Consider the following 25,044-nt stretch of genomic DNA (forward strand, 5'->3'; position numbering starts at 1 on the left):
AGCTGCTTGCCCTTGAGGCTCTTGAGGGCTCGGACGATGCGCTTGCGGGTGCCGTGGGGCATGATGACGTCGTCGATATAGCCGCGGGAGGCGGCCACGAACGGGTTGGCGAAGCGGTCCTTGTACTCGGCCTCGCGGGCGGCCAGGGCCTGGGGGTCCTTGGCCTCCTGGCGGAAGATGATCTCCACCGCCCCCTTGGCGCCCATGACCGCGATCTCGGCGGTGGGCCAGGCGTAGTTGAAGTCGCCGCGCAGGTGCTTGGAGCTCATCACGTCATAGGCCCCGCCATAGGCCTTGCGGGTGATCAGGGTGATCTTGGGCACGGTGGCCTCGGCATAGGCGAACAGCAGCTTGGCCCCGTGCTTGATCAGCCCGCCGTACTCCTGCTTGGTGCCGGGCATGAAGCCGGGCACGTCCACCAGGGTGAGGATGGGGATGTTGAAGGCGTCGCAGAACCGCACGAAGCGGGCGGCCTTCCTGGAACTGTCGATGTCCAGCACCCCGGCCAGCACCTGCGGCTGGTTGGCCACCACCCCCACCGTCTCGCCGTCCATCCGCGCAAAGCCGCAGACGATGTTCTTGGCCCACTCGCTGGAGATCTCGAAGAAGTCGGCCTCGTCGACGATCTTCAGGATCAGCTCCTTGATGTCGTAGGGCTTGCCCGGGTCGGACGGGATCAGGCTGTCCAGGCTGGGCTCGGCGCGCCAGGGGTCGTCGAAGCTCTGGCGGGCGGGCGCGGTCTCGCGATTGGACGAGGGCAGGAAATCGACCAGCCGGCGCACCTGGGTCAGGGCCTCCAGGTCGTTGTCGAACGCCCCCTCGGCCACCCCGGACTTGGCCGCGTGCACCCGCGCCCCGCCCAGCTCCTCGGCCGTGACCACCTCGTTGGTCACCGTCTTGACCACGTCCGGCCCGGTCACGAACATGTAGCTGGTGTCGCGGACCATGAAGATGAAGTCGGTCATGGCCGGCGAATAGACGTCGCCGCCGGCGCAGGGGCCCATGATCACGCTGATCTGCGGGATCACGCCCGAGGCCATCACGTTCTCCAGGAAGATGTCGGCATAGCCGGCCAGGCTGTCGACGCCCTCCTGGATGCGCGCCCCGCCCGCGTCGAACAGGCCGATGATCGGCGCGCCCACCTTCATGGCCTGGCGCTGGACCTTGACGATCTTGGCCGCGTGSGCCCCGCTYAGCGAGCCGCCGAACACCGTGAAGTCCTTGGAGAASACRTAGACSACCTTGCCGTTGATCGTGCCCCAGCCGGTGACCACCCCGTCGCCGGGCACCTTCTGCTCGGCCATGCCGAACTCCGTCCCCCGGTGCTCGACGAACATGTCGAACTCCTCGAACGAGCCCTCGTCCAGCAACAGGTCGATCCGCTCGCGCGCCGTCAGCTTGCCCTTGGCGTGCTGGGCCGCCACCCGCCCCTCNCATGTCGAACTCCTCGAACGAGCCCTCGTCCAGCAACAGGTCGATCCGCTCGCGCGCCGTCAGCTTGCCCTTGGCGTGCTGGGCCGCCACCCGCCCCTCGCCGCCCCCGCCCCGAGCCTGCGCGCGACGGCGATCCAGTTCCTCGAGTATGTGCTGCACGCGGATTGGCTCCCTGCTCTCTTACCTGGGCGGTTTTCCCACCTTATGGACCGAGGCCTAATGGCGCGAGCTTTCCGTGACAAGGCGCACCGGAGGACCGCGCCGCGGCGACCGGCCTTGGGTCAAAGAAGTCGGGCCTCAGCGCCGCAGCGCCGCGAACCAGCGCTCCAGCACCTGCGCCTCGACGGCCAGGGCCTCGGCCCGGGCGACCGCTTCGGCGTCCTGCCCCCACGTTTGCGCCTGGAAGATCTCCTCCAGCCGTGACAGGTCCAGGGCCTTGCGGCCGGTGACCCTGCCCGCCCGCAGGGCCAGGGCCAGCACCGTCGAGCCGAACAGACCCGCGCCATAGGCCACCCCCGCCAGGGTGAAGTCGTCCAAGGTCAGGGCCAGGGCCTCGACACTGGCCAGGGCGGCCGGCGACTGGGCCGTGTGGATCACGCCGGACGCGGGGGTCAGGTGCACGTCCAGCTCGGCCCTGGCCCAGTCCAGCAGGGCGCCCCAGTCGCGCTTCTGGCGCTCGACCAGCGGCGTGGGGTGGTCGGCCCAGTAGCACAGCAGGTCCGAGCCGGCGTAGGCCGCGACCTCGCCGGCCACCTCGGCGCGGGTCTCGCGGATCCGGTCGATGGCGGTAAAGGCCAGGCGGGTGGCGGGCATGGCCGTGGAGTCGATCACCTCGACCTGGGCGTCCCATTCGGCGGCGACCAGCTGGGCCAGCGCCAGGGTCGGCAAGACCAGCGGCGACCGGGCCGGAGACTTGGGCGTGCGGCCGTCCAGCAGCACGGCGAAACCGCCGTCGATGGGGCCGGCCGCGGCGGCCCTGTAGAAGCGGCGGGGACGTTGCAGCAGGTCGGGCTTGTCGGCCAAGGCGAACTTCTTTTCAGTCCAGACATCAAAACAGCGGTTTCAAGCCGTTGAATGGGCAAACAACGCGCCCGAGGCAAGACCGACGACGCAAGGGAGAACAAACGGCGTGAGCCTGCCTTCCAACGACCTGATGGCGGCCATCGCCACGACCCGCTTCGGCCTGGGCGCGCGGCCCGGCGAGATCGACGCGGCGCGCGACGATCCGCGCGGCTTCCTGGCGGCCCAGATCCGCCCCGCGGGCGCCGACCAGCCGCAGGGCGGCGAAGACTCGGCCCGGCGCCTGGCCGAGGTCAGTGACTACCAGATGCAGAAGCGCGACGCCAAGGCGATGGGCGAGGCCAAGGGTCCGGCGGTCAAGGACCTCCAGAAGGACCTCAAGGATCAGGCGGGCGACGACTTCCTGGCCCGCGCTCGGCTTGGGGCCACGACGGATGCGGCGTTCCGCGAGCGCTGGGCGCTGTTCTGGGCCAACCATTTCACCGTCTCGGCCACCAGCCTGGCCGTCGGCTCGGTGGCGGGGCCGTTCGAGCAGGAAGCCATCCGCCCGCACGTGTTCGGCCGCTTCGAGGACCTGCTGGTGGCCTCGTCCACCCATCCGGCCATGCTGCTCTATCTCGACCAGGCCCAGTCGGTGGGCCCCGACAGCCGGGCGGCGCAGTACCAGCGCAAGAGCGGCAAGAAGGCCGGCGGGCTGAACGAGAACCTGGCCCGCGAGATCCTGGAGCTGCACACGGTCGGAGTCGACGCCGGCTACAAGCAGGCCGACGTTACGGAATTCGCCCGGGCCATGACCGGGTTCAGCATCGGCCGACCGAAGGACCCGAGCCCGCACCGGTTCCTGTTCCGTGACAACGCCCACGAGCCGGGCCCGCGGACGGTGATGGGACGGCGCTATCCCCAGGAAGGCCAGGCCCAGGCCCTGGCGGTGATGCGCGACCTGGCGGCCAGCCCCCACACCGCCCGCCACCTGGCGACCAAGCTGGCCGTCCACTTCGTCAGCGACACCCCGCCGCCCGCCCTCGTCGCCCGGCTGCAGAAGGCCTATCTCGACAGCGACGGTCGCCTGGACGAGGTGGCCCGCGCCCTGGTCGCCGCGCCCGAAGCCTGGGATCCCGTCGCCGCCAAATTCAAGACCCCCTACGAGTTCGCCATCTCGACCTGGCGGTCCATCGACGCCCAGCCGTCGGGCATCGACAAGCTGGCCCCGGTGCTGACGGGGTTGGGCCAGAAGCCGTTCTCGGCCCCCTCGCCCAAGGGCTGGGCGGATGAGGCCCAGGTCTGGTGCGCGCCGGACGCCCTGATCAAGCGCCTGCGGTTCAGCGAGGGCTTCGCCGCCGTGGTCGCCGACCGCCTCGATCCCAGCCTGCTGGCCCAGACGGCCCTCGGCGCGCGCCTGACCCCGGCGGTCGCCAAGGCCGTGGCCCGGGCCGAGACCCGCCGCGAGGCCATGGCCCTGCTGCTGATGAGTCCGGAGTTCCAACGCCGATGACCGCCCAAGCCTCCCCTCAAACGACCTCCCGTCGCTCGCTGCTGCTGCAGGCCGCCGGCCTGGGCGTTTCCGTCAGCTTCCTGGGCGGGTCGGCCTTCGCCGCCGCCGACGGCGCGATGGCCCGTCGCAAGCTGGTCGTGGTCATCTGCCGGGGCGGCATGGACGGCCTGACCGTCAGCCCGCCGATCGGTGATCCCGACTACGCGGCCCTGCGCGGCGCGGTGGCGGTGGCGCCCGACCAGGCCTTGAAGCTGGACGGAACCTTCGGCCTGCACCCGGCGCTGCAATCGGTGCACGCCCTGGCCCTGAAGGGCCAGGCCCGCATCGCCCCGGCCATCGCCAGCCCCGACCGCGCCCGCTCACACTTCGAGGCCCAGGACGTGCTGGAGACCGGCGCCGCCCAGGTCTATGGCGTCAACACCGGCTGGCTGAACCGCACGCTGGAGGTGATGGGACCGTCGAAGGTCGAAGGCCTATCGGTGGGCGCCACCGCGCCGCTGATCCTGCGCGGCAAGGTCCAAGCCGCCAGCTGGTCGCCAGGCAAGGGCGTCGACGAGGCCGCCCGTCTGCCCACCCTGCTGCAGGACCTCTACAAGGCCGACCCGCTGATGGGGCCGGCCTTCGCGCGCGGCCTTGAGACCGAGACCATGGCCCAGGCGGCGATGACTGCGCTAAACCCCGCCCCCGCCCCCGTCTCGACCGACACGACGGCGATGAACACCTCCGGAATGACGCCCCAGGTCGCGGCGCCGCCGGCCGTGGCCCAGGCGATGGCTCCAACGGCGATGACCCAGGACGCCCGGGCCATCGCCGGCCAGCGCCAGGGCCGCGAGGCCGCCCGCAAGCTGGGCGCGACCCTGGCCGGCTTCATGGTGCAGGACGGCGGACCACGCATCGCCGCCATCTCGCTGGACGGCTGGGACACCCATGCCGGCCAGGTCGGCCAGCTGAACACCCGCCTGTCCTATCTCGACGCCGTGCTCGACGGCCTGAACACCGGCCTGGGCGAAGAATGGCGCAACACCGTCGTCGTCGCCGCCACCGAGTTCGGCCGCACGGCCCGGGTCAACGGCACGGGCGGCACCGACCATGGCACCGGCTCGACCGCCCTGGTGCTGGGCGGCGGGCTCCGGAAGGGCGGCCTCATCGGCGACTGGCCGACGCTGAGGCCGGACGCCCTGTTCGAGAACCGCGACGTGCGCCCCACCCTCGACATGCGCGGCCTGTTCAAGGGCGTGCTGGCCGACCACATGGGCGTCGACCGCGCGGCCCTGGAAACCAAGGTCTTCCCCGACAGCGCTGACGCCAAGCCGGTGTCCGGACTGGTCTAGCCCCGCGTCGAGAAGGCGTCGATGAAGCCGGCCACCTCGGCGGCCGGCATGGGCCGGGCGAAGTGGTAGCCCTGGACCTGGTCGCAGCCGTACTGCGTCAGCGTCGCCACCTGGTCGGGCCGCTCGACCCCTTCGGCCACCACCTTCATGCCCATGCTGGAGCCGAGGTTGATCACCGCGCGGACGATGGCGTCGTCCTGGCTGTTCTGGACGAAGGACTTGTCGATCTTCAGGCGATCGATCGGGAATTGCCGCAGGTTCGCCAATGAGGCGTAGCCAGTGCCAAAATCGTCCAGCGCGATCAGCACGCCGGCGTCGTGCAACTGCTTGACCGTGTCGCTGACCACCTCGGCGCCCCAGCCCATATAGACGTTCTCGGTGACCTCGATGGTCAGACGGTCGGCCGGCACGTTCCAGCGCGCCAGCTTGGCGGCGATCTCGGCGGCCAGGCGTCCGGTGCGGAACTGGGCCGAGGAGATGTTGATCGCCACGCGGCCGAACTCCACGCCCTGGTCGAGCCAGGCGCGCATCTGGCCCAAGGCGCGCTCGAAGGCCACCTCGCCCAGCTGCAGCGACAGGTCGTTGTCCTCGAACGCGGCCATGAAGGCGGCTGGCGGCAGGACGCCTTGCTCCGGATGGTTCCAGCGCATCAGGGCCTCGAAGCCGGCCACGCTGTTGCCGGCCAGGTCGACGACCGGCTGGTAGAACAGGTCGAACTCGCCCTGGCTGATGGCCAACCGCACCTCCCGCAGCAGCTCGACGCGCTGCTCGACCTCCGTCCGCATCGCCGGCCGGAAGACGACGCTGCGATTGCGGCCGTCGTACTTGGCTTGATACAGCGCCACGTCGGCGTTCTTGAGCAGGTGGGTGGGATCGGCGTCGGGATCGCCGTGAACCGCGGCGCCGATGCTGGCGCAGATGGTGAAGCTCTGGCCGCCATGTTCGATCGGCGTGCGCAGCAAGCCCTGCAGCACCTCGATCGGGCGGGTCATGTCGGCCTCGCTCTTGAGGTCGCGCAGCACGATGGCGAACTCGTCGCCGCCCAGGCGGGCCACGGTGTCGTTGCGCCGGAAAGCCCGCTTGAGCTGGCCGGCCAGCGCCTTCAGCAGGGCGTCGCCGGCGTCGTGGCCCAGGGTGTCGTTGACGTCCTTGAAGTGGTCGACGTCGAGCATGATCAGGCCGAACATCTCGCCCTGTTCGGCGGCGGCCACGGCGTCGTCATAGGCGCGCTGGAAGGCGGCCCGGTTGGGCAGGCCGGTCAGGGGATCGCGAAAGGCCAGGAACTCGATCTGGGCGGCGGCGCTGATCGACTCGGTGACGTCCTCGTGGGTGGCCACATAGCCGCCGTCCGCGGTGGGATTGTGGGTGATGCGGATGGTGCGCCCATCGGTCAGCTCCACGTCGCGCGTCGCCGCCGCGCCCCTCACAGCCGCCTCGACGGTCGCGGCGTAGAAGGCCGCGAAGCTGCGGGGCCCTTTGCCGATCGAGCAGCGATGCTCGAGGATGTCGTCCAGCCGCGTCCCGGGGACGCTGAGCGCGTCCGGCACGTCGTAAAGCCGGCGATAGGCGGTGTTGCACAGGATCAGCCGCTTCTCGGCGTCGAACATGCAGAGGCCGTGGGGCATGTTGCTCAGGGCCGCGTCGAAGCGCGCGTTCTGCTCGGCCAGGCGCTGGCCGGCGATCTCGGCTTCGCGCGCGGCCAGGACCGCCTCGGTCACTTCCCGCCCGACGACGACGAACCGGCTATAGGCGGAGCCGCGCGGCCAGGGGCTGAACTCGAAGCTGAACCAGCGCGTGCAGCCTTCGGCGTCCGCGGGAATTTCGACGCGGCAGGTCTCCACCGCGCCGGTTTCGAGACAGCGTCCCGCGGCGGCCGTGAACTCGGCGTTCGGCGCCAGCGGTTCGGCGTTCGGAGACTGCGAGGTTCGGGGCGTCACGGCCTGATCCAGCCAGCCTTGGCTGAACAGCACGGGTTTCAGGTCCAGGTCGAGCAGCACGATGGGGGTCGGCGAACCGCTCAACGTGATCCGCAGCGCCCTTTCAGCCGCGGATAGAGCGGCCGATCGGCGCTCCAGAAGATCCAGCGCGATAACCTGCGAACTCATGACGAACACCCTTTCCTGCCCTCGACGGCAGGGTCGGCGAACGTCGCTAATAAGTTGATGACGGAAGGCTCCGGCCACCTGTGGTGCAACGTCGCAGGGCGGCGTTACCCCGCCCCGTTCAGCCTGCGCTCGACCGCCTCGACCGGTTCCTTGACGTCCTGGTGCTTGCCGTTCCTGAAGGCGATCCGCGTGCCGGCCTCAAGCGGCCCTCTCAGGGGGCCGTCGGTCGGCACAGGCGCGAAGCTGAGCACCTCGGCGGTATTGATCGACACCGGCGAGTCGTCCGGACGCGTGAAGCTCACGAAGGCCATGACGCATTCCCTCAGGTTGAGAGGGAACCTTGTCACAGCCCATGAGGGCGCTCAAGGCCGCCGCGCGCGCCTACCGACGCCTGGTCTGCCGCCGCGCGAACGGATCGTACTCGGCCTCGTCCTCCGAGAAGCCGAACTTGGCGAAGCCGGCCTTCATCTCCGGGCTCAGCGGCGCCTCGATGGCCAGGGTTCCGACCGTCGGGTGCGGCAGGATGATCGAGCGGGCGTGCAGTTGCAGCTTCAGGCCCTCCGACAGCGGCGTGGACTTGTCGTCGCTGTATTTGGGGTCGCCCAGGATCGGGTGGCCGATGGCCTTCATGTGGGCGCGCAGCTGATGGGTGCGGCCGGTGTGCGGACGCAGGGCCATCCAGGTGACACGTGGGCCGGCCCGGCTGATCGAGACGAATTCGGTCTCGGCCGGCTGGGCGTCCGGGTCCTTCGGCTCCGCCGGCACCACCAGTTCGCGGTCGCCGACGCCCCGCTTGGCCAGATGCAGCTCGATCACCCCCTCGGTGGGATGCGGATTGCCGGCGACGATGGCCCAATAGGTTTTCTGGGCCCGGCGCTTGGCGAAGGCCCCGGACAGCCGCGCGGCCGCGCTCGGGGTCTTGCCCAGCAGCAGCACGCCGGAGGTGTCGCGGTCCAGGCGGTGGACCAGTTTGGGCCGATCGACGCCCTCGCCCCAGGCGCTGAGCAGCTTGTCGATGTGGTGGGTGGTCTTGGTGCCGCCCTGCACGGCCAGGCCGGCCGGCTTGTTCAGGGCCAGGACCTCCTCGTCCTCGTACAGCACCAGCGACTTGGCGAAGGCGATGTCGCGCGGCGACAGTTTGCCCTTGTCGGCCGGATCGGGGGCGTCTGGCAGCGGCGGCACGCGGATCTGGCTGCCGGCCGCCAGCTTGGTGTCGGCCTTGGCGCGCGAGCCGTCGACCCGCACCTGGCCGGAGCGGAACAGCTTGTTCAGCTGGATATGGTTCAGGTGCGGCCAGCGGCGCTTGAACCAGCGGTCCAGGCGGACGCCGTCTTCGCCGGCGTCCACATAGATCGTACGTACTTCTTTCATGCCGAAAAGATCCTGCGGGCGATCAAGAGGCCCGCGAAAACGGCCGCCACGGACAGGATCACGCTGGCGGTCGTATAGGTAAAGGCCTGGGCGTAGGCGCGCTTCTCGATCAGCAGCGCGGTCTCCAGCGAAAAGGCCGAAAAGGTGGTGAAGCCGCCCATGACGCCGACACCCAGCAACACCCTCCAGTGCTCCTGCTGCGCGCCGCCCCGCAGGGCCAGCCAGGCCGCCAGCAGCCCCATCAGCAGCCCGCCCGTCAGGTTGACGATGAAGGTGCCGTAGGGCCAGCTGGCCCCGAACAGGCGCAGGGCCTGAACCCCCACGAGGTAGCGCGCGACGGAGCCCAAGGCGCCGCCGGCGGCGACAAGGAGGAGTTTGGTCATCGCGCCCTTATGCGCCGCGCGGCCGCGAACGCCAAGCCGCGCCTGAAAGCGGTTTCGCCAGCAAGTTCGGCGAAGGGTTAACGCCGATCCGCCGTCATCATGGTTTATGCTGCCTCGGAGAGCCTTAAAGCAGCCTTCGAAGACCGGCAAAAGGCCCGGGAAATGGGCATCTTAACGTTTGAGCGCGTTACGGTAACCTCGTTTGCACACCGTGTTCCTGCACTGACCGTTAAGGCTGTAAAATGCATCTTATGGGCTCCTCCCGCGCCAAGGCGAACATGCCCTTCGATTCGATGCAAAACGACGACCGGAACGAGCACCTGGCTCTCAGCGGCCCCGTACTCCAGCGGCTGGCGGGGTCGGAGTTGATCACCCGCGGCTCGGTCAACGTCATCAGCGTCAAGGCCATCCGTCGCTGGGCCGGCGACTGGTGGGACAAGAAGCGCGTCGACGTCTGGACCTATGTCGAGCGCAAGCTGGCCGAGCACCTGGACCGCAGCGACCTGCGCGCCCGCATCGGCGAGGAAGACTTCCTGATCGCCATGAACAACGACCAGGGCCTGGCGGCCCAGGCGACCAGCGTGCGCATCCTGGAAGACGTTCTGACCCACCTGCTGGGCGCGGCGGAACCCACGGACCTGGGCGTGCGCGCCGTGATCGGCGTCGAGGCCGGCGGCCTGGTCTGCCGTCCGGTCGACGCGTCGGTAATCCTGGCGGCCCGAGCGCGCCGCGACTCGACCCGCTCGCCCATCCGCTTCGACATCGATCCGCTGGAAGAGACCCGGCGCACACCCGTCGCCTTCACCACCGCCGGCGGGGCGGCCCTGCGCGTCGACTTCACGCTCGAGCACATGATCAGCCTCAAGCGCAACATCGCCACGGCGGTGCGCATCGAGCCGGTGGTCACCCACCTGGGCTCGGGCAAGCAGATCAGCGCCCGCGCCGTCTCGCGCCTGCCCGACCGCGACGCCGCCTTCATCGACGAGGCGGCCCTGAAATACGCCGCCGTCTTCGCCCGCGCCTCGCAGGGCCACGACCGGCCCGACCTGATCGTGCCGGCCTCGTTCCGCACTCTGGGCACCCAGCGCGGTCGCGACATGCTGACCGGCACCTCTGGCCTGTCCCTGGCCCTGCTGCGCGGCGGGGTGATGATGGAGCTGGTCGACGTGACGCGCGGCACGCCCGCGGGCCGCCTGCTGGAAGTGGTCGGCCTGCTGAAGGCCCTGACGCGCGGCGTCATCGCCCGCGTGCCGCCAGAGAAGGAAGCCCTGCGCGTGCTGCGCGACGCCCGCCTGCAGGGGCTGACACTGGACGCCAGCGACCTGACCGGGCCGGCCGAAAAGATCGCCGCCGACATCATGGCCTTCGGGCGCGAGGCGCGGGGCCTGGCCCCGATGGTCGCTCTACAGGGCCTGCCGGCCGAGGGCTATTTTGCGGCCGCCGAGACCGCCGGCCTGACCCACGCGGCCCTGCGGGCCGCCTACCCGGTCGCGGCGACCGGCACGAAGAAGGCGGCGGGTTAGACCGCCGCCCGTCCCTGCCCCACCGTGCGGACGATGGCGCGGGCGTCATAGACGTCGGCGTCGCGCGGCGGCTGGCCCTTACCGAACACCACCTCCATCGAGCTGCTGACCGCCGGGCCGGGGCCGAGGTTGAAGCTGGTGCCGACGCCCAGCCCGACCCCGCTGCGTCGGCCGTAGCTGCCCGAGCCGCCGCCGATCGACAGGCTTGAGCCCCGGCCGGAACCGGTCTGCTGGGTCACCCGGTCAGCCACCCGGAACCAGTCGTAGCCGTCGCGCAGGGCCAGCTCGGCCGAGCGCAGCAGGGCGTAGTCCGAGACCTGGTTGACCGGGGCGCCGGGATTGCCCTGGAAGGTCACCCGGTAGCGGCCGGCCTCCAGGCGATACTCCGAATAGCCCGCCCCGCGCGGTCCGGTCTGCGGCCCGTAGAGCGTCGGCGAGGTGGCGCAGGCGGTCAGCAGGGCGGCGGAAAAGGCGAGCGCGATCAGCCCTTTCGTATTCTGACGCTTCATGGCGAAATCTCCTGCCAGGCTTAACGGTTTTCCGGCCGGCCCTGTTCCGGAGGGCCGCGCTCGGGAAGTTCAAGGCCCAGCTTATCCAAAACCGCGCGCATGTCGCCGGGGATCGGCGCGCCGATCCGCCGCTCGCCGCCTTCGGGATGCGGGAAGACCAGCTGGACGGCGTGCAACATCAGGCGCGGCACGGGCGCGCCGCCCAGCATCAGCGCCCCGCCATAGCGGCTGTCGCCGGCGATCGGCCGACCGATCGAGGCCATGTGGACCCGCAACTGGTGCATGCGGCCGGTATCGGGCGAGAGCTCGACCAGGGCCGCGCCCTCGGTGGCGGCCAGGGTGCGGTAGCGGCTGCGGGCGGCCTCGGCGTCGGGGTGGTCGGGCGCGCAGACCCGCATATAGGCCTCGCGACCGATCGACTCGCGGCGCAGGGCCGCGTCGATCTGGCCGCCGCGCGGCTCTGGCGCGCCCGGCGTGACGATGGCCAGGTAGGTCTTGCGGAACCGCTTGCCCATCAGGGCCTTGCCCAGGAAGGTGGCGGCCGGCTTGGTGCGGGCGGTCAGGATCACGCCCGAGGTGTCGCGGTCCAGGCGATGGATCAGGCGCGGCCGCGAGCGGTCCCGCCGGGCCAGGGCCCACAGCAGGTCGTCCAGCGTATGGGCCTGGATGCGCCCGCCCTGGCTGGACAGGCCCGCCGGCTTGTTCAACACGAAGACGCTGTCGTCCTCGTGGATCACCAGCGACCGGGTGAAGGCGATTTCCTCCGGGGTCAGGACGACCGGCGTGTCGGACGCCTTGGGCTTGGCGACGCCGGGCGGGCGCCGGTCCGGCTTACCGGGGGGCGGACGGCTCATGCGGCCTCTCCTTTCGGCGCGATCCACAGCGCCCGGCCGTTCAGGAACAGCCACAGCAGCATCAGCCCCGCCGGGGCCAGGGCCCAGCCGCCGCGCGAGGCGAAGCTGGTCAGCAGGAACACCGCGAAGGCCAGCGGCAGGGCGTAGACGGCGTTGGCCGCGATCGACGGCCAGTGCGGCGGTCGGGTGAAGACCAGCAGCGGCCCGCTGGCCCGGCGCCGGAAGATCAGCGGCGGCAGGACCAGCAGCAGGGTGATCGTCGCGATCGGGATCATCGCCACCAGCGCCCCGGCCAGCGGGATCTCCAGGGTGTCGGACCATTCGGGCAGTTGCTCGCGATAGAACCGGTGCAGCGGATCGGCCGCCAGCCCGGCCAGGGTGGCGATCAAGGCCAGCAGCGTCACGCCCAGCACGACCACCGCGTTCTTCTGCGTGCGCAGCAGCCGCGCCCCGAACCGCATCGTCAGGCCGGCGACCACGGCCGCGCACGCGCCCAGGCTGAAGCAGGCGTAGGCCAGGTCGGCGTACAGCCACTTGCGGGTCGCGTACTGGGCCTGCAACGCTCCGAACCGAAGGGTGGCCGCCTTGAACGCCTCGGCGTCGGGCTGGCCGAAATAGAGCGTCGCGCGCAGCCGCCGCAGCGCGGTGAAATAGGCGTTAGAGTCGCTATGCCACGGCGTGACGGCGGCCAGCCACAGCAGGACGGCGCCCGCCAGCAATAGGGCCAGTGCGATCGCGGCGGTCACGCGGACCGCGGGGGTAAGCTTCACTTGCCGTCTCTCCGCAGGCGGTTCCAGGCGTCGAGGCGTTCCTTGACCTTGGCCTCAGCCCCGACCGGCTTGGGCTCATAGAGGCTAGGCCGCTCGATTCCGTCCGGGAAATAGTTCTGGCCCGAGACCCCGCCCTCGACGTCATGGTCGTAGGCGTAGCCGTCGCCATAGCCCAGCGATTTCATCAGCTTGGTCGGGGCGTTGAGGATGTGGGCCGGCGGCGTCAGGCTGCCGGTTTCCTTGGCCAGGCGCCGGGCCGCCTTATAGGCGTTGTAGACGGCGTTGGACTTGGGCGCGCTGGCCATGTGCACCACGGCCTGGGCCAGGGCCAGTTCGCCCTCGGGGCTGCCGAGGAAGTCGTACGCGTCCTTGGCGGCGGTGGTCAGGAGCAGGCTCAGGGGATCGGCCGCGCCGATGTCCTCCGACGCCATGCGCACCAGGCGGCGGGCGATGAACAGCGGGTCCTCGCCGCCCTCCAGCATCCGCGCCAGCCAGTAGAGCGCCGCGTCCGGATCGCTGCCGCGCACCGATTTGTGCAGCGCCGAGATCAGGTTGTAGTGCTCCTCGCGGTTCTTGTCGTAGGCCGGGCGGCGCTTCTGCAGGAACTGGGTGAGCTGGGTGGGGTTCAGCGGCGTGTCCGTGCCGATCGCCAGCAGGGTCTCGGTCAGGGTCAGCAGGTAGCGGCCGTCGCCGTCGGCCATGGCGATCAGGGTCGAGCGGGCGTCGCCGTCCAGCGGCAGCTTGCGGTTCTCGGCGGCCTCGGCCTTGACCAGCAGGGCCTCCAGCGCGTCCTCGTCCAGCCGCTTGAGCACGAAGACCTGGCAGCGTGACAGCAGAGCGCCGTTCAACTCGAACGACGGGTTCTCGGTGGTGGCGCCCACCAGGGTGACGATCCCCTCCTCCACGAACGGCAGGAAACCGTCCTGCTGGGCGCGGTTGAAGCGATGGATCTCGTCGACGAACAACAGGGTGCTCTGGCCGGCCGAACGGCGCACGCGGGCCTGCTCGAACGCCTTCTTCAGGTCGGCGACGCCCGAGAACACCGCTGAGATCTGCATGAACTCGTAGCCGCCGGCCTTGGCCAGCAGGCGGGCGATGGTGGTCTTGCCGGTGCCGGGCGGCCCCCACAGGATCATCGAGGCCAGGCGGCGGGCGGCCGCCATGCGGCCGATGGGACCGTCGGGGCCCAGCAGGTGCTCCTGGCCCACCACCTCGTCGAGGGTCTGGGGACGCAGGCGGTCGGCCAGCGGCGACGGCGCATGGGGCGTCAGGCCGGCGGCTTGGAAAAGATCGGACATGGGCTAGGTTTACTTAATCACGGAGGGAACCACCATGACCAACGAAGGCGATCCCGCCCGGGGTCCGACGACCGGCGTCACCCCCTATCTTTCCGTCGTCGGCGGCAAGGCGGCCGTGGACTTCTACAAGCGCGCGTTCGGCGCCGAGGAGGTGTTCCGCAACACCGCCGACGACGGCGAGCGCCTGCTGCATTCCCGGCTGCTGATCAATGGCGACTGGGTCATGCTGTCCGACCACTTCAGCGAGATGGCCCATGGCGACTATGTTCCGCCTTCGGCCGTCACGCTGCACCTGGAGGTCGACGACGCCGACGCCTGGTGGAACCGGGCCGTCGAGGCCGGCGCGACCGTGCGCTTCGCGCTGGCCGACCAGTTCTGGGGCGACCGCTACGGCCAGCTCGTCGATCCGTTCGGCCACACCTGGTCGGTGGCCTCGAAGATCAAGGCATAGCGCGGTCCTATTCCGCCATCGTCTCGCCGGACCCGCCGAACTCGGCTGGAAAGTCCTTCAGCTTGGGCAGGCCGTCGCGCATCGGCAGCACGGTGTCGGCATAGTTGATGTGCACGCCCGGCGCGAAGACCAGGGTCGGGAGCGTCGCGGCGAATACGTCGACCAGCCCCAAGGTCGGGTGATCGGTCATCAGGTGGCCGCCGCACTTCGCGCAATAGCGCCGCTGGCTGAACGCGGTCTTCTGGTAGGTCGCCAGTTCGTCGGAGCCCGAGGTGATCCGGACCGCCTCGGGCTTCCACAGGCTGAAGGCGTTGACCGGCCCGCCAGACCAGGCGCGGCACGAGCGGCAGTGGCAATAGCCCATGCCCTCCGGTTCGCCGTCGACCTCCAACTGCACCGTGCCGCAAAAGCAGCTTCCGACGTAGGTCATGACACGCTCCTGGGTTCGCGTGACCAGAAGCTGGACGGTACCGCTTTCGACGCGTGGCAACAAGCTTTGCCGACCGTCGCCCCCCTATGCCCGCAGCCGCGCCGTGATCCGCTGGCCGTTCCGCTCGATGGTCACCGTCCAGGTCGCGGCCCCGGCGTTGGAGACCGCCGCCAGGTCGGCGGTGGTGTTGATGGCCCGGCCGTTGACCTCGCGGACGAAGTCGCCCGGACGAAGGCCGGCGTTCAGCGCGAAGCCCTGGCCGATCTTGGTGACCAGCACGCCGCGGCCGGCGAACGGGTCGATGTTCAGGTCCTGGGCCACGGCCGGCGACAGGTTGACCACCGTGGCACCGTCGAACGGGTTGCGACCCTTCAGCACCCGCTCGTCACGGGCCGGGCTTTCCGGGGCCGCCTCGGCGCGCAGGGTCAGGGTCTGTTCCTTGCCGTTGCGGTTGATCAGCACCTGGACCCGGTCGCCGATCTTGTGGGTGCCGATGGCGAAGGCGCCGCCGCCCTCGTCGTTGACCGCTTGGCCATCGATGGACAGGATCACGTCGCCGTCACGGATGCCGGCTCGCTCGGCCGAGCCGCCCGGATAGACGTCGGAGATCACCACCCCGCGCGGCGCAGCCAGGCCCAGGCTGCGGGCGATGTCGCCGGTGACCGGCTGGCCCTTCACGCCCAGCCAGGGCCGCACCACGCTGTGGCCGCCGCCCAGGGCGGTGTTGACCACCTGGCGCACCACGGCGGCGGGAATGGCGAAGCCGACGCCGCTGGACGAGCCCGAGCGCGAGATGATGAAGGTGTTCACCCCGATCAGGTCGCCGTCCATGTCGACCAGCGGGCCGCCGGAATTGCCCGGATTGATCGCCGCGTCGGTCTGGATGTAGCTGCCGAACTCGGCGGCGCCCACGTCGGTGCGGGCCAGGGCCGAGACGATGCCGTTGGTCACCGTCTGGCCGACCCCGAACGGGTTGCCCATGGCCAGGACCAGGTCGCCGACCTCCAACTGTTCCTGGTCGTCGATGGCGATCACCGGCAGGCGCTCGCCCTTGGTGTCGATCTTCAGCACCGCCAGGTCCGAGCGCGGATCGTCCAGCAGCACCGTGGCCGGGAACTCCCGACGGTCGGCCAGCTGGACGGTGACGTCGCTCATGCCCTCGATATTGTGGTGGTTGGTGATGATCACCCCGTCGGCCCGGACGATGGCGCCCGAGCCCAGCGAGCCCTGCACCTGCTCGCGCGGCGTCCCACCGCCGCCGCCCATGAAGAAGTCCCAGAACGGGTCGGCCTGCTGGCGCACCACACGCTTGCTGGCGACGTTGACGATGGCCGGGGCGGTCTTCTTCACCACCGGCGAGAACGACGCCTTCATCGACCCGGGGTCGGTGGGCGCGCGGCGGGTCGGCTGGGCCAGGTCCGGGATCGTCTGGGCCTTCGACGGCCCCTGCGGCGAGCAGGCGGCCAGCAGGGCCAGGGCGGGAAGCACGACGCGATAGGACCGCATGGTTGTCAGGAAACTCCGTGAATTCAGCCCGCGAGATCAGCCGAGCTTTCGGGCGCATTGATGGCGGCCAACGTCCGGATTTCGGCGCATGGCCATTCCCGCCCCCGTTCAAAGACGGTCAGGCGACGCTGGGTTCCACCGCGACCGGACGCGCCACGCGGATCGCCAGGAGCGTGGCCGCCAGCAGCAGGGCCGCGGCGATCAGGGCCGGCAGGCCGGGCAGGTGCACGGTGGCGTCGTGGCGGACCGCCCAGGAGAACGGCAGCAGGTACAGCGACGGCCCGACGATGGCGGTGACGCCCATCATCGCCGAGTTCGCCCCCTGCAGCTGGCCCTGCTCCCAGGGCTGCACGCGGCGGGTCATGAGGCCTTGCAGACCGGGCTGGATCAGACCTGTGAAAGCGAAGATCGGCAGGCCGCACAGATAGAGCCAGCCCGTCGGCGCCAGGCCATAGATCATGAAGCCGACGCAGCCCGAGAACAGGCCGATCAGCAGCGCCCCGCGCTCGCCCACCCGCTTGACCACCGGACCGACCACGAAGCTCTGCAACAGGATGCCCGCAATGCCGCTGCCCATCAGGGTCAGGCCGATCACCGCCGTCGACCAGTGATAGCGGAAGCCCATGTACAGCACGAAGACGCTGGGCAGCACGTTGTGGGCCAGCTGGAACAGGAAGCCCACGCCGGCCAGCCCCAGCAGGTCCGGCTTGCTCCGGAGCAGATTCAGCGAGCCCAGCGGATTGGCCTTGCTCCAGTCGAAGCGATGGACGCGCTTCTCGGGCGGCAGCGATTCCGGCAGCACGAAGAAGCCGTACAGCCAGTTGCACAGGGCCAGGCCCGCGCAGACCAGGAACGGCAGCCGATGGTCGAACTGCCACAGCCAGCCGCCCAGGGCCGGGCCGAACGTGAAGCCCACCCCGAACGCCGCGCCCATCAGGCCGAAGCCCTTGGCCCGGTCTTCCGGCTTGGTGACGTCGGCGACATAGGCGCCGGCCGTCGAAAAGCTGGCCGCCGTCATGCCGTTGAACACCCGGCCGACGAACAGCCACCACAGGGTCGGGGCGAACGCCATGAACAGGAAATCCACCCCCAGGCCGAAGATCGAGGTCAGGATCACCGGGCGGCGGCCCCAGCGGTCGGACATCAGGCCCAGGATCGGCGAACAGAAGAACTGCATCACGCCCCAGGTGGTGGCGAACAGCACCACCCACAGCGCCGTGGAGGCGGTGTCGCCGCCGTTGAAGCGCTTCATCAGCTCGGGCAGCACGGGGATCATCACCCCCAGCGACAGCACGTCCAGGCAGGCGGTGATGAAGATGAAGCCCAGCGCGGCCTGTCGGTGGTTTCGGCTGATGGCCTTGGTCATGCGTCGCCCTCCCTGGCGCGTTCTTTTACGTCCATAGCCGCCCGGCTGGCGAGACTTGTCAGCAGCGCGCGCCACCATTCGGCATGGCGCTGCAGGAAGACGGCGTCCGGAAACCGATGGCGCGCCACGTGCTCGGTCGGCACCGTATCCCAGCCGCGATGCTCGACCGTGACCCGGGTCTCGTCTCCTGCCGGCTCGAAGCGGACCTCGACCTCGGTCTCCATGCCCGGCGCGAAGCTGGCCTGGCGCCAGCCGAACACCAGCCGCTCCCCGGGGTTCCAGATCCGGACGGCGCCGATCTCGAACACTTTGCCCGACGGCAGGCGCTCGACCAGGCGGGCGCCCTGGCCGATCCCCTCGAACGCCAGCACGCCGGGCGAGCGCGGGGTGAACGAGAACAGGGCGTTAGGCCTCCACCAGGCGCCGATGTCGGCGGTGAACGCCTCGAACACCCGCGACGGCGCGGCCTTGATGCGCAGGGCGACCAGGACCTTGGAGCTCACCCGCCCTCTCCCTCGACGTGGGCTTTCAGCGCCAGCAGCTGGTCGCTCCACAGACCCTCGGCCGCCTCGGCCCAGGCCTTGAGCTCGGCCATTGGTCCGGGCCGCAGGGCGTAGACCCGCACCCGGGCGTCGAACGGCGGGTGGGTCTCCTCCACCAGGCCGGCCAGGCGCAGGGTGCGCAGGTGGCGGCTCATGGCGGGGGCCGACAGGCCCGCGGCCTGGGCCAGCTCTCCCGCCCGGCGCGGTCCCTGGCGCAGCAGGTCGACGGTCGCCCGCCGATGCGGGTCGGCCAGGGCGGCCAGGGTGACGTCCAGCGAGGCGCTCATGCCGAGGTGGCCTCCAAGCGGCGAAACTCGTCGGGAGTCACGCCCAGCCCTTCACCACTTTCAGGCCCGACTCCGCCTCGGCCTCTTCCACGCTGACGGCGCGGACCGGCGCGCCGACCGTCCAGAAATGGCCCTCTGGGTCGCGGCACCGATAGGTGCGATCGCCATAGAACTGGTCGGCCGGCTCCATCAGGATCTCGGCTCCGGCCGCCCGCGCCCGCTCGCAGTGGGCGTCGATGTCGCCTTCCAGATGGATGTGGACGCTCTGGGTGTTGAAGCCGTCGATCGAGGCCGGGCTCTTGTGCTGCGCGGTCCATTCATTGCCGATCATCACCGGGCTGTCGCCGAAGCTCATCTCGGCATGGGCCAGGTTTCCTTCGTTGTCCTCGATCAGCATCACCAGCTCGAAGCCGAACGCCGCCTCCAGGAAGTCCAGCGCAGCCTTAGGGTCGCGATAGCAGAGGGCCGAGGTCAGGGCGCTGCGGATCATGGCGAAGCTCCGATTTCCAATATCCGCAATATTTAACGCATATCGAAACTATCAGCGCAAGCGGGGTCATCACGAATTCGCCGTAGCTCACGAACCCCCGCACGGCTTTAGGGAAGGCGGCCTGCGGCGTGGTCGCCATAGCCCTGACGTCGCCCCGAGGCCCTACCGCAGCGCCGCCTTCACCGGCCCCAGCGAACCGTCTCCCTTGTCGCCCTTCACGCCGATCAGCCGGGTCAGCAGCGGATAGACGTCGACATTGTCGAACACCGGCAGCATGACGCCCCGCCGGAAGGCCGGCCCGTGGGCGACAAAGACCGCCCGCATGGCGGGATCGAACGGATCGTAACCGTGGGCCCCGCCGTCGCGCGGGTGCTCTTCCAACCGCTTCTTCAGGGCGCTGGCGGTGACGAAGTACCAGCCCAGGTCGGCCAGGCAGACGATCGGCGGCACGCGCGGATTGGTCCCGTAGCCAAAACGAGCCGGGATCTTGCCCTTCTCCCAGCAGGTCAGGTGCGGATGGGCCTTCAGCATCGCCGCCGCGACCTCCGCTTCGAACCCCGGCAAGGCGCGCACGCCGACGATCGAACCGGTGCTGACGAACTTGACCTTGGCCGGGTCGACCAGGGTCGAGACCTCGACCAGGCCGCTCAGCGGCTGGGGCGCCATGCCGTGGTCGGCGACGACGACGAGGTTGGTGGCCCGGTACAGCCCCCTCGCCTTCAGCCCCGCCACCAGCCGGCCGATCGCGGCGTCGACCTCGGCGGCGGCCGCGTTCACCTCCGGCGAGTCCGGGCCGTAGTGGTGCCCCTCGGTGTCGGTGCGGTCAAAATAAAGGGTGGCGAAACCCAGCCGCGGAGCCTTGGCGTCAATCCACGACAGCAGGGTGTCGACCCGGTCGTTGGACGAGACCTTTATGTCGAAGACCTTCCAGCGGCTGGGCCGCACCCCGTCGATCCGCGCTTCCGAGCCCGGCCAGAACAGGATGCCGGCGTGCACGCCCTGCTGCTCGGCGCTGACCCAGATCGGCTTGGCCTGGTCCCACCAGCGCCCGTCGCCGACCGCCTTGTGGTTGGACATGCTGAAGCTGCCGCCGGGGATGGCCTCGTCCTCCAGCGTGTTGTTGACCATGCCGTGGTGGTCGGGCCGCTTGCCGGTCACCAGGGTGTAGTGGTTCGGATAGGTCAAGGATGGGAACGACGGCCGCATGGCCCCGCGCGCGCCGTCGGCCGCCAGGGCGCTCAGGGTCGGGGTGTTCCCGCGGTCCAGGTAGTCGGGCCGAAAGCCGTCCAGCGAGATCAAGATGGTCAGCCCCGGCTTCGACGGCCTCTTGGCCGCCTCGGCCGGCGAACTCGCGGCGAAGGTCGTCAGCATCAGGGCCGCGACCAGGACCATCCACCGACACACAACGGCCATCACGCACACCTCGTACTGGGACGCTCGCCCTATAGCCCAGGCTTGTGACGGCTCGCCATGTCTGTCGGCGACTTAACTTGGCGTTGGAGGCCCGCCCGGCCATAGTCGCCGCAACTTTCAGGGAGTCGCCCCGCATGACCGCCGCCGGAACCTCTCGCGCATGAGCTTCGCCCTGGAGGCCGAGAGCCTCGTCAAGACCTATGGCGCGGTGCGCGCGCTGGATGGCCTGTCCCTACGCATCCCGGCCGGCGGGGTGTTCGGCGTGCTGGGTCCGAACGGCGCGGGCAAGAGCACCCTGTTCCGCATCGCCCTGGGGCTGGTGCGGCCGACCAGCGGCACGGCGCGGCTGTTCGGCGTCCCAGCCGGGCAGACCTCGTCCCTGCGCAGGGTCGGCGCGATGATCGAGACCCCGCGCTATCCGCCCTATCTGACCGCCCGCGACGTGCTGCGGATGCTGGCGATGGAAAGCGGCGCCGTCGGCTCGGCCGACGTCAACTACTGGCTCGAGCGGGTCGGGCTGGGCGGCGCAGCCGACCGCAAGGCCGGCACCTTCTCGGTGGGCATGAAGCAGCGCCTGGGCCTGGCCGCGGCCTTCTTCACCCGGCCCGAGCTGGTGATCCTGGACGAGCCGACCAGCGGCATGGACCCGGCCGGCATCCAGGAAATCCGCGCCCTGATCCGCGACCTGGCCGCCAAGGAGGGCGTGACGATCATTCTGGCCAGCCACCAGTTGGACGAGGTCCGCCGGGTCTGCGACCGGGTGGCGATCTTCTCCAAGGGCAAGCTGGCCGCCGAGGGCGACGTCGAGGCCCTGACCGGCGGCAAGCCGCGCCTGCGCCTGACCGTCTCGCCGGCCGACAAGGCCCTGGCGGTGCTGGGCGCCAAGGGCCAACCGGACGGCGCCAACGCGGTGCTGGCCGACGTGCTGCGCGCCGAGACCCCGGCCCTGATCCGCGCCCTGGTCGAGGCCGGGGTCGAGATCACCGAAGCGCGCTGGCGCGAGGGCGACCTGGAAAGCGCCTATCTCGGCGCGCTTGGCCCGCCCGACCAGAAGAATGGGGACCTCGCCAATGCTCGCTGACGCCATCGCCGCCGAGCGCTTCCGCCTGTCCCGCGACCGGACCGCCCTGTTCTGGGGCTTCGGCTTCGCGCCCCTGGTCGCCATGCTGTTCAGCATGGGGATCGACGTCTTCACCCGCGCGGCCCTGCACCGGACCATTCCCGGCGAAACGACCGACCTGGCCAACCGGGCCATGGGCGCGGTGGCCGGGGCCTCGGGCCCGTTCACCGCCCTGTTCCTGCTGATCGGCGCGGCGGCGATCTTTGCCGGCGACTATCGCTGGGAGACCTGGCGCCTGCTCACCCCGCGCAACAGCCGCGTCAACCTGCTGGCCGCCAAGCTGATCGTCTTCGCCGAGGTCGCGGCCTGGAGCCTGCTGTTGACCGCCCTGACGTCGGTCCTGGCGGGCCTGTTCGGCAGCGCCGTCAACCACGCCGCCTTGGTCGGTCCACCCAACGGCTCGGCCTTCCTTGGCCATTTCGCCGGCGTCTTCCTGATCACCTGGCTGGAGGTGATGCTGATCGGCGCCCTGGCCGGCCTGGTCGGCGTGCTCACCCGGTCGACGATGGGCGCGGTGATCGCCGGCCTCGTCGTGGTGTTCGTGCAATCGACCCTGGCCGCCACGATGCAGGCCACGACCTGGAAGAGCCTGGCGATCCCGGCCTATGCGGGCCGTATCCTCAAGGGCTTCATCGCCGCCCCCGACGAGGTGCGCCCCGAGGCGGGCCCCGCCGGCCTGGCCCTGGTGCTGCTGCTGGCCTGGCTGATCGTGCTGGCCGGCGGCGCGGTGGTGCTGTTCCGCCGCCAGGACCTGACGAAGGAATAGGAGCCCATGGCGTCGGTCAGACCCGTAGCCGCCTTCGCGGGCTTGAGCTGCGGTCTGTGGCTGTCGGCCTGCGCGACTCACGATCCCTCAGTTGTTCTTTCGGTGAAAGACCAGCGCAAGGCCGACGACATCGCGACGGGTGCGGATGTGGCGAGACTGGAGAAACAAGGCATCAGCCCGTTGATCCTGGCGGGTCCAGTCGCCCGCAAGCCAGCACGCTGCCTGCCCACGCGCCAGCCAGGCGTCTTCGTCTGCCGCCTGGTCAGCAAGCTCTACAAGAGTTCGCCGTGGGTCGCCCGCGATGCGCGGCTGCGGAATGAAGACGGCGTCTGGTTCTACGATTCAGGCCGGTATGATGCGCTTGACGGGCCTTATCGCTTGGCCGCCTTGGATGGTCCCACATCGACTGCGGTCTGCTACGACAGGCGCGTGGACTGCGTCGAGCGGATCCCTGGCGTCGTCTTCAGCTGGGGCTGGAACGCGGCCTACGTGGTCGCCGCCAGCCATCCCCGAGCGGCGACCGGCGAGATCGACAAGTCTCAGGCACGTTACTTCTACATCGTGCGGGCGGACGACCATCGTGACGCCGGCGCCGACTCCGTGCGAGGCCCCTTCACGGCCCGGGCCTATCAGGAAGAGCAGCGTCGCCTGGGACTTCCCGAGCTTGGCTCCTACTATCCCGACTTGAAGTAGCTCGCTCTCCTAGGCCGCCGCCCAGGCCTCCTGCCCGCTCGACACCTGGAAGTGCTCGACCTGGGCCTCCAGCCGCACGGCGTCGTCGGCCAGGCCGCGGCTGGCGGCGGTGGCCTGCTCGGCCATGGCGGCGTTCTGCTGGATAACCTGATCCATCTGGCCGACCGCCTGATCGACCTCGGCCAAGCCCGCGGCCTGCTCGCGGCTGGACTGGGCGATCTGCTCCATCAGGCCGCCGATGAGCCCCACCCGTTCGACGATATCGCCGAGCGCCTCGCCCGCCTCGCCGACCAGGGTCACGCCGGAGCGGACATGGTCCGAGGACTCCGAGATCAGCCCCTTGATCTCCTTGGCCGCTTCGGCCGAGCGCTGGGCCAGGGCCCGCACCTCCTGGGCCACGACCGCGAAGCCTCGACCGGCGTCACCGGCGCGCGCCGCTTCGACGCCGGCGTTCAGGGCCAGGAGGTTGGTCTGGAAGGCGATCTCGTCGATCACGCCCAGAATCTGCGAGACCTTGGCCGACGAGCTTTCGATCTGGCTCATGGCCTGGGCCGCGCGGCCCACGACCTGGCTGGAACGGTCCGCGACCGCGCGGCTGTCGGTCACCGCGGCGTTGGCCTCGCTCGCGCCCTCGGCCGTGCGCCGGACGCTGGCGCTGACCTGGCCCAGGGCGGCGGCCGTCCTGGCCAGGTTGGCGGCCTGACGCTCGGTCCGCGTCGAGAGGTCCTCGATCGCGCGATTGATTTCGCCGACCCCCGCCCGCAGGCCGCCCGCGCCTTGGGCGACCTCCAGCATGGCCGCCTCGAGCCCGGCGATCGCCCGGTTGAAGTCGCCGCGCAGCCCTTCATAGGCGGCGGGGAAGGCCGTCCCCAAACGGGCCGTCAGGTCGCCGGCCTTCAGCCGGGCCACGGCCGCGCCCAGGGCTTCGACCACCTGCACCCGTCCCGCCTCTTCGGCCCGACGTTCGGCGTCGTGCCGGCTCTTGGCCGCCTCGGTCTCGTCGCGGTCGGCGGCGATGCGGTCCTCGGCGGTCTGACGCGCGACGATCGCCTCGCGGAACACGGCCACCGAATTGGCCATCTCGCCGATCTCGTCGCCGCGCCCGGCGAACGGCACGGCCCGGCCATAGTCGCCGGCCGCCAGCCGGCCCATGTAGCCGGTCATGGCTTGGATCGGGCGGACGATGCGACGGCTCATCAGGACGATGCCGCCACCGACCACCAGCAGCACCAGCGCCCCAGCCCCGGCCAGCAGGACGAAGGCCAGGCGGGTCTGGGCCACGGCGCGCGCCTCCACCGCGGCGGCGTCGCGATTGGCCATGACCACGACCTTGTCGATCACGGCGCGATGGGCCTCGTAGGCGACGTCGGCCCGGGCCAGGCCGCGCCGGGCCCGCTCCAGGTCGCCGGACCGGACGGCCGGCAGGATTTCCTGGTCGATCTGGTTCCAGAACGTCATGGCGGGAGCGGCGGACTGGTCGACCAGCAGCTCGCGCATGGCCGGGTCGATCGGCGCGGTCGTCCAATAGGCGCGGCGGGTGTCGTAGTCCTTGCGCAGCGCCGCCAGCTTGTCGGCGGCGGCGTCCACCGTCTCGGGATGGGCCACCAGCTTGGTGGCGACCAAGTCGGCCTCGACCACATAGAGCGGCGGCGGCAGGATGTCGGCGACGATGTCCTTGTTGTCGACGATCTGGCGGAACAGCGGACCGCCGACCCGCAGGCCTTCGATCGCGAACAACGCCAGGCCGCCGGCCAGGACCACGCCGACCGTAAGCGCGCCGCCAAAGGCGCGCATGACGTCGGAGATCTTCATCTCCATCCCTCCCCCGGGGCTTCTTAACCACGAAGCATGCGGCGGCGAGGTGAACAAAACCTCTACCAGGGCCCAGCG

The 25,044-nt window shown here is 70.2% G+C and carries 24 protein-coding genes and 3 pseudogenes; 7 read left to right on the forward strand and 20 right to left on the reverse strand.

Annotated features, from left to right (window positions below):
- The 3 genes and pseudogenes from ASD47_RS17410 to ASD47_RS17415 form a co-directional block, all read right to left on the reverse strand.
- The coding region (locus ASD47_RS17410) for an acyl-CoA carboxylase subunit beta (RefSeq protein ID WP_369800318.1) at positions 1 to 1,337 on the reverse strand (1,337 nt) is incomplete at its 3' end.
- A 97-nt stretch (positions 1,338 to 1,434) separates the two neighbouring features.
- Positions 1,435 to 1,593: pseudogene (locus ASD47_RS28285) on the reverse strand (carboxyl transferase domain-containing protein); the annotation flags it as partial.
- Between the two features lie 138 nt (positions 1,594 to 1,731).
- Complete coding sequence (locus ASD47_RS17415; protein WP_056759288.1) at positions 1,732 to 2,457, reverse strand: ATP12 family chaperone protein; 726 nt, start codon at positions 2,455 to 2,457, stop codon at positions 1,732 to 1,734.
- A 106-nt stretch (positions 2,458 to 2,563) separates the two neighbouring features.
- Between ASD47_RS17415 and ASD47_RS17420 the strand changes: the two genes are divergently transcribed.
- Entirely contained in the window at positions 2,564 to 3,946 is a 1,383-nt protein-coding gene (locus ASD47_RS17420) for a DUF1800 family protein (protein WP_056759290.1), read from the forward strand.
- Positions 3,943 to 5,277, forward strand: coding sequence for a DUF1501 domain-containing protein (locus ASD47_RS17425; protein ID WP_056759292.1), 1,335 nt, complete (start codon positions 3,943 to 3,945; stop codon positions 5,275 to 5,277). Before ASD47_RS17420 ends, ASD47_RS17425 begins: the two co-directional genes overlap by 4 nt.
- Here ASD47_RS17425 and ASD47_RS17430 read toward each other — a convergent pair.
- The 5 genes and pseudogenes from ASD47_RS17430 to crcB form a co-directional block, all read right to left on the reverse strand.
- Positions 5,274 to 6,566 (reverse strand): annotated as a pseudogene (locus tag ASD47_RS17430) (putative bifunctional diguanylate cyclase/phosphodiesterase); the annotation flags it as partial. The gene ASD47_RS17425 and the pseudogene ASD47_RS17430 sit on opposite strands and share 4 nt — an antisense overlap.
- Before the next feature lie 21 nt (positions 6,567 to 6,587).
- Positions 6,588 to 7,382 (reverse strand): annotated as a pseudogene (locus ASD47_RS28290) (PAS-domain containing protein); the annotation flags it as partial.
- 104 nt (positions 7,383 to 7,486) lie between these two features.
- Positions 7,487 to 7,693, reverse strand: coding sequence for a hypothetical protein (locus ASD47_RS17435; RefSeq protein ID WP_056759294.1), 207 nt, complete (start codon positions 7,691 to 7,693; stop codon positions 7,487 to 7,489).
- Between the two features lie 70 nt (positions 7,694 to 7,763).
- Positions 7,764 to 8,753: an RluA family pseudouridine synthase gene (locus ASD47_RS17440; protein ID WP_028041081.1), complete on the reverse strand. Its 990-nt coding sequence runs from the start codon at positions 8,751 to 8,753 to the stop codon at positions 7,764 to 7,766.
- Entirely contained in the window at positions 8,750 to 9,136 is a 387-nt protein-coding gene (crcB, locus tag ASD47_RS17445) for a fluoride efflux transporter CrcB (protein WP_056759297.1), read from the reverse strand. The genes ASD47_RS17440 and crcB overlap by 4 nt, the downstream gene beginning before the upstream one ends.
- Before the next feature lie 278 nt (positions 9,137 to 9,414).
- Between crcB and ASD47_RS17450 the strand changes: the two genes are divergently transcribed.
- Positions 9,415 to 10,659, forward strand: a complete 1,245-nt coding sequence (locus tag ASD47_RS17450) for a hypothetical protein (RefSeq protein ID WP_056759359.1) — start codon at positions 9,415 to 9,417, stop codon at positions 10,657 to 10,659.
- On the opposite strand, the gene ASD47_RS17455 is transcribed toward ASD47_RS17450, so the two are convergent.
- Genes ASD47_RS17455 through ASD47_RS17470 form a run of 4 tightly spaced genes read right to left on the reverse strand, consistent with a single transcriptional unit; the run spans position 10,656 to position 14,090 of the window.
- Positions 10,656 to 11,168, reverse strand: a complete 513-nt coding sequence (locus ASD47_RS17455) for a hypothetical protein (protein ID WP_056759300.1) — start codon at positions 11,166 to 11,168, stop codon at positions 10,656 to 10,658. The genes ASD47_RS17450 and ASD47_RS17455 overlap by 4 nt on opposite strands.
- Positions 11,169 to 11,188: 20 nt before the next feature.
- Positions 11,189 to 12,022 carry an RluA family pseudouridine synthase gene (locus tag ASD47_RS17460; protein WP_056759302.1) on the reverse strand — a complete coding sequence of 278 codons (834 nt, stop codon included), beginning with the start codon at positions 12,020 to 12,022 and terminating at the stop codon, positions 11,189 to 11,191.
- Complete coding sequence (locus ASD47_RS17465; RefSeq protein WP_056759304.1) at positions 12,019 to 12,792, reverse strand: hypothetical protein; 774 nt, start codon at positions 12,790 to 12,792, stop codon at positions 12,019 to 12,021. The genes ASD47_RS17460 and ASD47_RS17465 overlap by 4 nt, the downstream gene beginning before the upstream one ends.
- A complete protein-coding gene (locus ASD47_RS17470) occupies positions 12,789 to 14,090 on the reverse strand; it encodes a replication-associated recombination protein A (protein ID WP_056759306.1) in 1,302 nt (433 codons plus the stop codon). Before ASD47_RS17470 ends, ASD47_RS17465 begins: the two co-directional genes overlap by 4 nt.
- Before the next feature lie 34 nt (positions 14,091 to 14,124).
- Between ASD47_RS17470 and ASD47_RS17475 the strand changes: the two genes are divergently transcribed.
- Entirely contained in the window at positions 14,125 to 14,541 is a 417-nt protein-coding gene (locus tag ASD47_RS17475) for a VOC family protein (protein WP_056759308.1), read from the forward strand.
- Positions 14,542 to 14,548: 7 nt separating this feature from the next.
- On the opposite strand, the gene ASD47_RS17480 is transcribed toward ASD47_RS17475, so the two are convergent.
- From ASD47_RS17480 to ASD47_RS17510, 7 genes are all read right to left on the reverse strand, one after another.
- A complete protein-coding gene (locus ASD47_RS17480; RefSeq protein ID WP_056759311.1) occupies positions 14,549 to 14,971 on the reverse strand; it encodes a GFA family protein in 423 nt (140 codons plus the stop codon).
- 84 nt (positions 14,972 to 15,055) lie between these two features.
- Positions 15,056 to 16,486, reverse strand: a complete 1,431-nt coding sequence (locus ASD47_RS17485) for a Do family serine endopeptidase (protein ID WP_156402301.1) — start codon at positions 16,484 to 16,486, stop codon at positions 15,056 to 15,058.
- 109 nt (positions 16,487 to 16,595) lie between these two features.
- Positions 16,596 to 17,843, reverse strand: coding sequence for a TCR/Tet family MFS transporter (locus tag ASD47_RS17490; RefSeq protein ID WP_056759315.1), 1,248 nt, complete (start codon positions 17,841 to 17,843; stop codon positions 16,596 to 16,598).
- Positions 17,840 to 18,346 (reverse strand): SRPBCC domain-containing protein, encoded by a 507-nt coding sequence (locus tag ASD47_RS17495; protein ID WP_056759317.1) that lies wholly within the window; start codon positions 18,344 to 18,346, stop codon positions 17,840 to 17,842. The genes ASD47_RS17490 and ASD47_RS17495 overlap by 4 nt, the downstream gene beginning before the upstream one ends.
- Complete coding sequence (locus ASD47_RS17500) at positions 18,343 to 18,672, reverse strand: helix-turn-helix transcriptional regulator (protein ID WP_056759318.1); 330 nt, start codon at positions 18,670 to 18,672, stop codon at positions 18,343 to 18,345. The genes ASD47_RS17495 and ASD47_RS17500 overlap by 4 nt, the downstream gene beginning before the upstream one ends.
- Positions 18,673 to 18,709: 37 nt before the next feature.
- Entirely contained in the window at positions 18,710 to 19,162 is a 453-nt protein-coding gene (locus ASD47_RS17505) for a VOC family protein (RefSeq protein ID WP_056759320.1), read from the reverse strand.
- Between the two features lie 162 nt (positions 19,163 to 19,324).
- Positions 19,325 to 20,575: an ectonucleotide pyrophosphatase/phosphodiesterase gene (locus ASD47_RS17510; RefSeq protein WP_056759322.1), complete on the reverse strand. Its 1,251-nt coding sequence runs from the start codon at positions 20,573 to 20,575 to the stop codon at positions 19,325 to 19,327.
- Positions 20,576 to 20,735: 160 nt separating this feature from the next.
- Here ASD47_RS17510 and ASD47_RS17515 point away from each other — a divergent pair, with 160 nt between their 5' ends.
- The 3 genes from ASD47_RS17515 to ASD47_RS17525 are packed head-to-tail and all read left to right on the forward strand — an operon-like array spanning position 20,736 to position 23,154.
- Positions 20,736 to 21,656, forward strand: a complete 921-nt coding sequence (locus ASD47_RS17515; protein WP_056759324.1) for an ABC transporter ATP-binding protein — start codon at positions 20,736 to 20,738, stop codon at positions 21,654 to 21,656.
- Positions 21,646 to 22,461 carry an ABC transporter permease gene (locus ASD47_RS17520; protein ID WP_056759325.1) on the forward strand — a complete coding sequence of 272 codons (816 nt, stop codon included), beginning with the start codon at positions 21,646 to 21,648 and terminating at the stop codon, positions 22,459 to 22,461. The genes ASD47_RS17515 and ASD47_RS17520 overlap by 11 nt, the downstream gene beginning before the upstream one ends.
- A gap of 6 nt (positions 22,462 to 22,467) precedes the next feature.
- Positions 22,468 to 23,154 carry a hypothetical protein gene (locus ASD47_RS17525; RefSeq protein ID WP_156402302.1) on the forward strand — a complete coding sequence of 229 codons (687 nt, stop codon included), beginning with the start codon at positions 22,468 to 22,470 and terminating at the stop codon, positions 23,152 to 23,154.
- A 9-nt stretch (positions 23,155 to 23,163) separates the two neighbouring features.
- On the opposite strand, the gene ASD47_RS17530 is transcribed toward ASD47_RS17525, so the two are convergent.
- Positions 23,164 to 24,966 (reverse strand): HAMP domain-containing methyl-accepting chemotaxis protein, encoded by a 1,803-nt coding sequence (locus tag ASD47_RS17530; protein ID WP_162251669.1) that lies wholly within the window; start codon positions 24,964 to 24,966, stop codon positions 23,164 to 23,166.
- Positions 24,967 to 25,044 lie beyond the last annotated feature (78 nt).

The organism is Caulobacter sp. Root1472 (assembly GCF_001426985.1).
Taxonomy (GTDB): domain Bacteria; phylum Pseudomonadota; class Alphaproteobacteria; order Caulobacterales; family Caulobacteraceae; genus Caulobacter; species Caulobacter rhizosphaerae.

Excerpts from the sequence above, each read along its gene's own strand:
- ASD47_RS17425 (WP_056759292.1), top strand. The coding sequence starts at position 3,943 with ATGACCGCCCAAGCCTCCCCTCAAACGACCTCCCGTCGCTCGCTGCTG.
- ASD47_RS17435 (WP_056759294.1), bottom strand. The coding sequence starts at position 7,693 with ATGGCCTTCGTGAGCTTCACGCGTCCGGACGACTCGCCGGTGTCGATC.
- ASD47_RS17440 (WP_028041081.1), bottom strand. The coding sequence starts at position 8,753 with ATGAAAGAAGTACGTACGATCTATGTGGACGCCGGCGAAGACGGCGTC.
- crcB (WP_056759297.1), bottom strand. The coding sequence starts at position 9,136 with ATGACCAAACTCCTCCTTGTCGCCGCCGGCGGCGCCTTGGGCTCCGTC.
- ASD47_RS17450 (WP_056759359.1), top strand. The coding sequence starts at position 9,415 with ATGCCCTTCGATTCGATGCAAAACGACGACCGGAACGAGCACCTGGCT.
- ASD47_RS17455 (WP_056759300.1), bottom strand. The coding sequence starts at position 11,168 with ATGAAGCGTCAGAATACGAAAGGGCTGATCGCGCTCGCCTTTTCCGCC.
- ASD47_RS17460 (WP_056759302.1), bottom strand. The coding sequence starts at position 12,022 with ATGAGCCGTCCGCCCCCCGGTAAGCCGGACCGGCGCCCGCCCGGCGTC.
- ASD47_RS17470 (WP_056759306.1), bottom strand. The coding sequence starts at position 14,090 with ATGTCCGATCTTTTCCAAGCCGCCGGCCTGACGCCCCATGCGCCGTCG.
- ASD47_RS17475 (WP_056759308.1), top strand. The coding sequence starts at position 14,125 with ATGACCAACGAAGGCGATCCCGCCCGGGGTCCGACGACCGGCGTCACC.
- ASD47_RS17480 (WP_056759311.1), bottom strand. The coding sequence starts at position 14,971 with ATGACCTACGTCGGAAGCTGCTTTTGCGGCACGGTGCAGTTGGAGGTC.
- ASD47_RS17490 (WP_056759315.1), bottom strand. The coding sequence starts at position 17,843 with ATGACCAAGGCCATCAGCCGAAACCACCGACAGGCCGCGCTGGGCTTC.
- ASD47_RS17500 (WP_056759318.1), bottom strand. The coding sequence starts at position 18,672 with ATGAGCGCCTCGCTGGACGTCACCCTGGCCGCCCTGGCCGACCCGCAT.
- ASD47_RS17505 (WP_056759320.1), bottom strand. The coding sequence starts at position 19,162 with ATGATCCGCAGCGCCCTGACCTCGGCCCTCTGCTATCGCGACCCTAAG.
- ASD47_RS17510 (WP_056759322.1), bottom strand. The coding sequence starts at position 20,575 with ATGGCCGTTGTGTGTCGGTGGATGGTCCTGGTCGCGGCCCTGATGCTG.
- ASD47_RS17515 (WP_056759324.1), top strand. The coding sequence starts at position 20,736 with ATGAGCTTCGCCCTGGAGGCCGAGAGCCTCGTCAAGACCTATGGCGCG.
- ASD47_RS17520 (WP_056759325.1), top strand. The coding sequence starts at position 21,646 with ATGCTCGCTGACGCCATCGCCGCCGAGCGCTTCCGCCTGTCCCGCGAC.
- ASD47_RS17525 (WP_156402302.1), top strand. The coding sequence starts at position 22,468 with ATGGCGTCGGTCAGACCCGTAGCCGCCTTCGCGGGCTTGAGCTGCGGT.
- ASD47_RS17530 (WP_162251669.1), bottom strand. The coding sequence starts at position 24,966 with ATGAAGATCTCCGACGTCATGCGCGCCTTTGGCGGCGCGCTTACGGTC.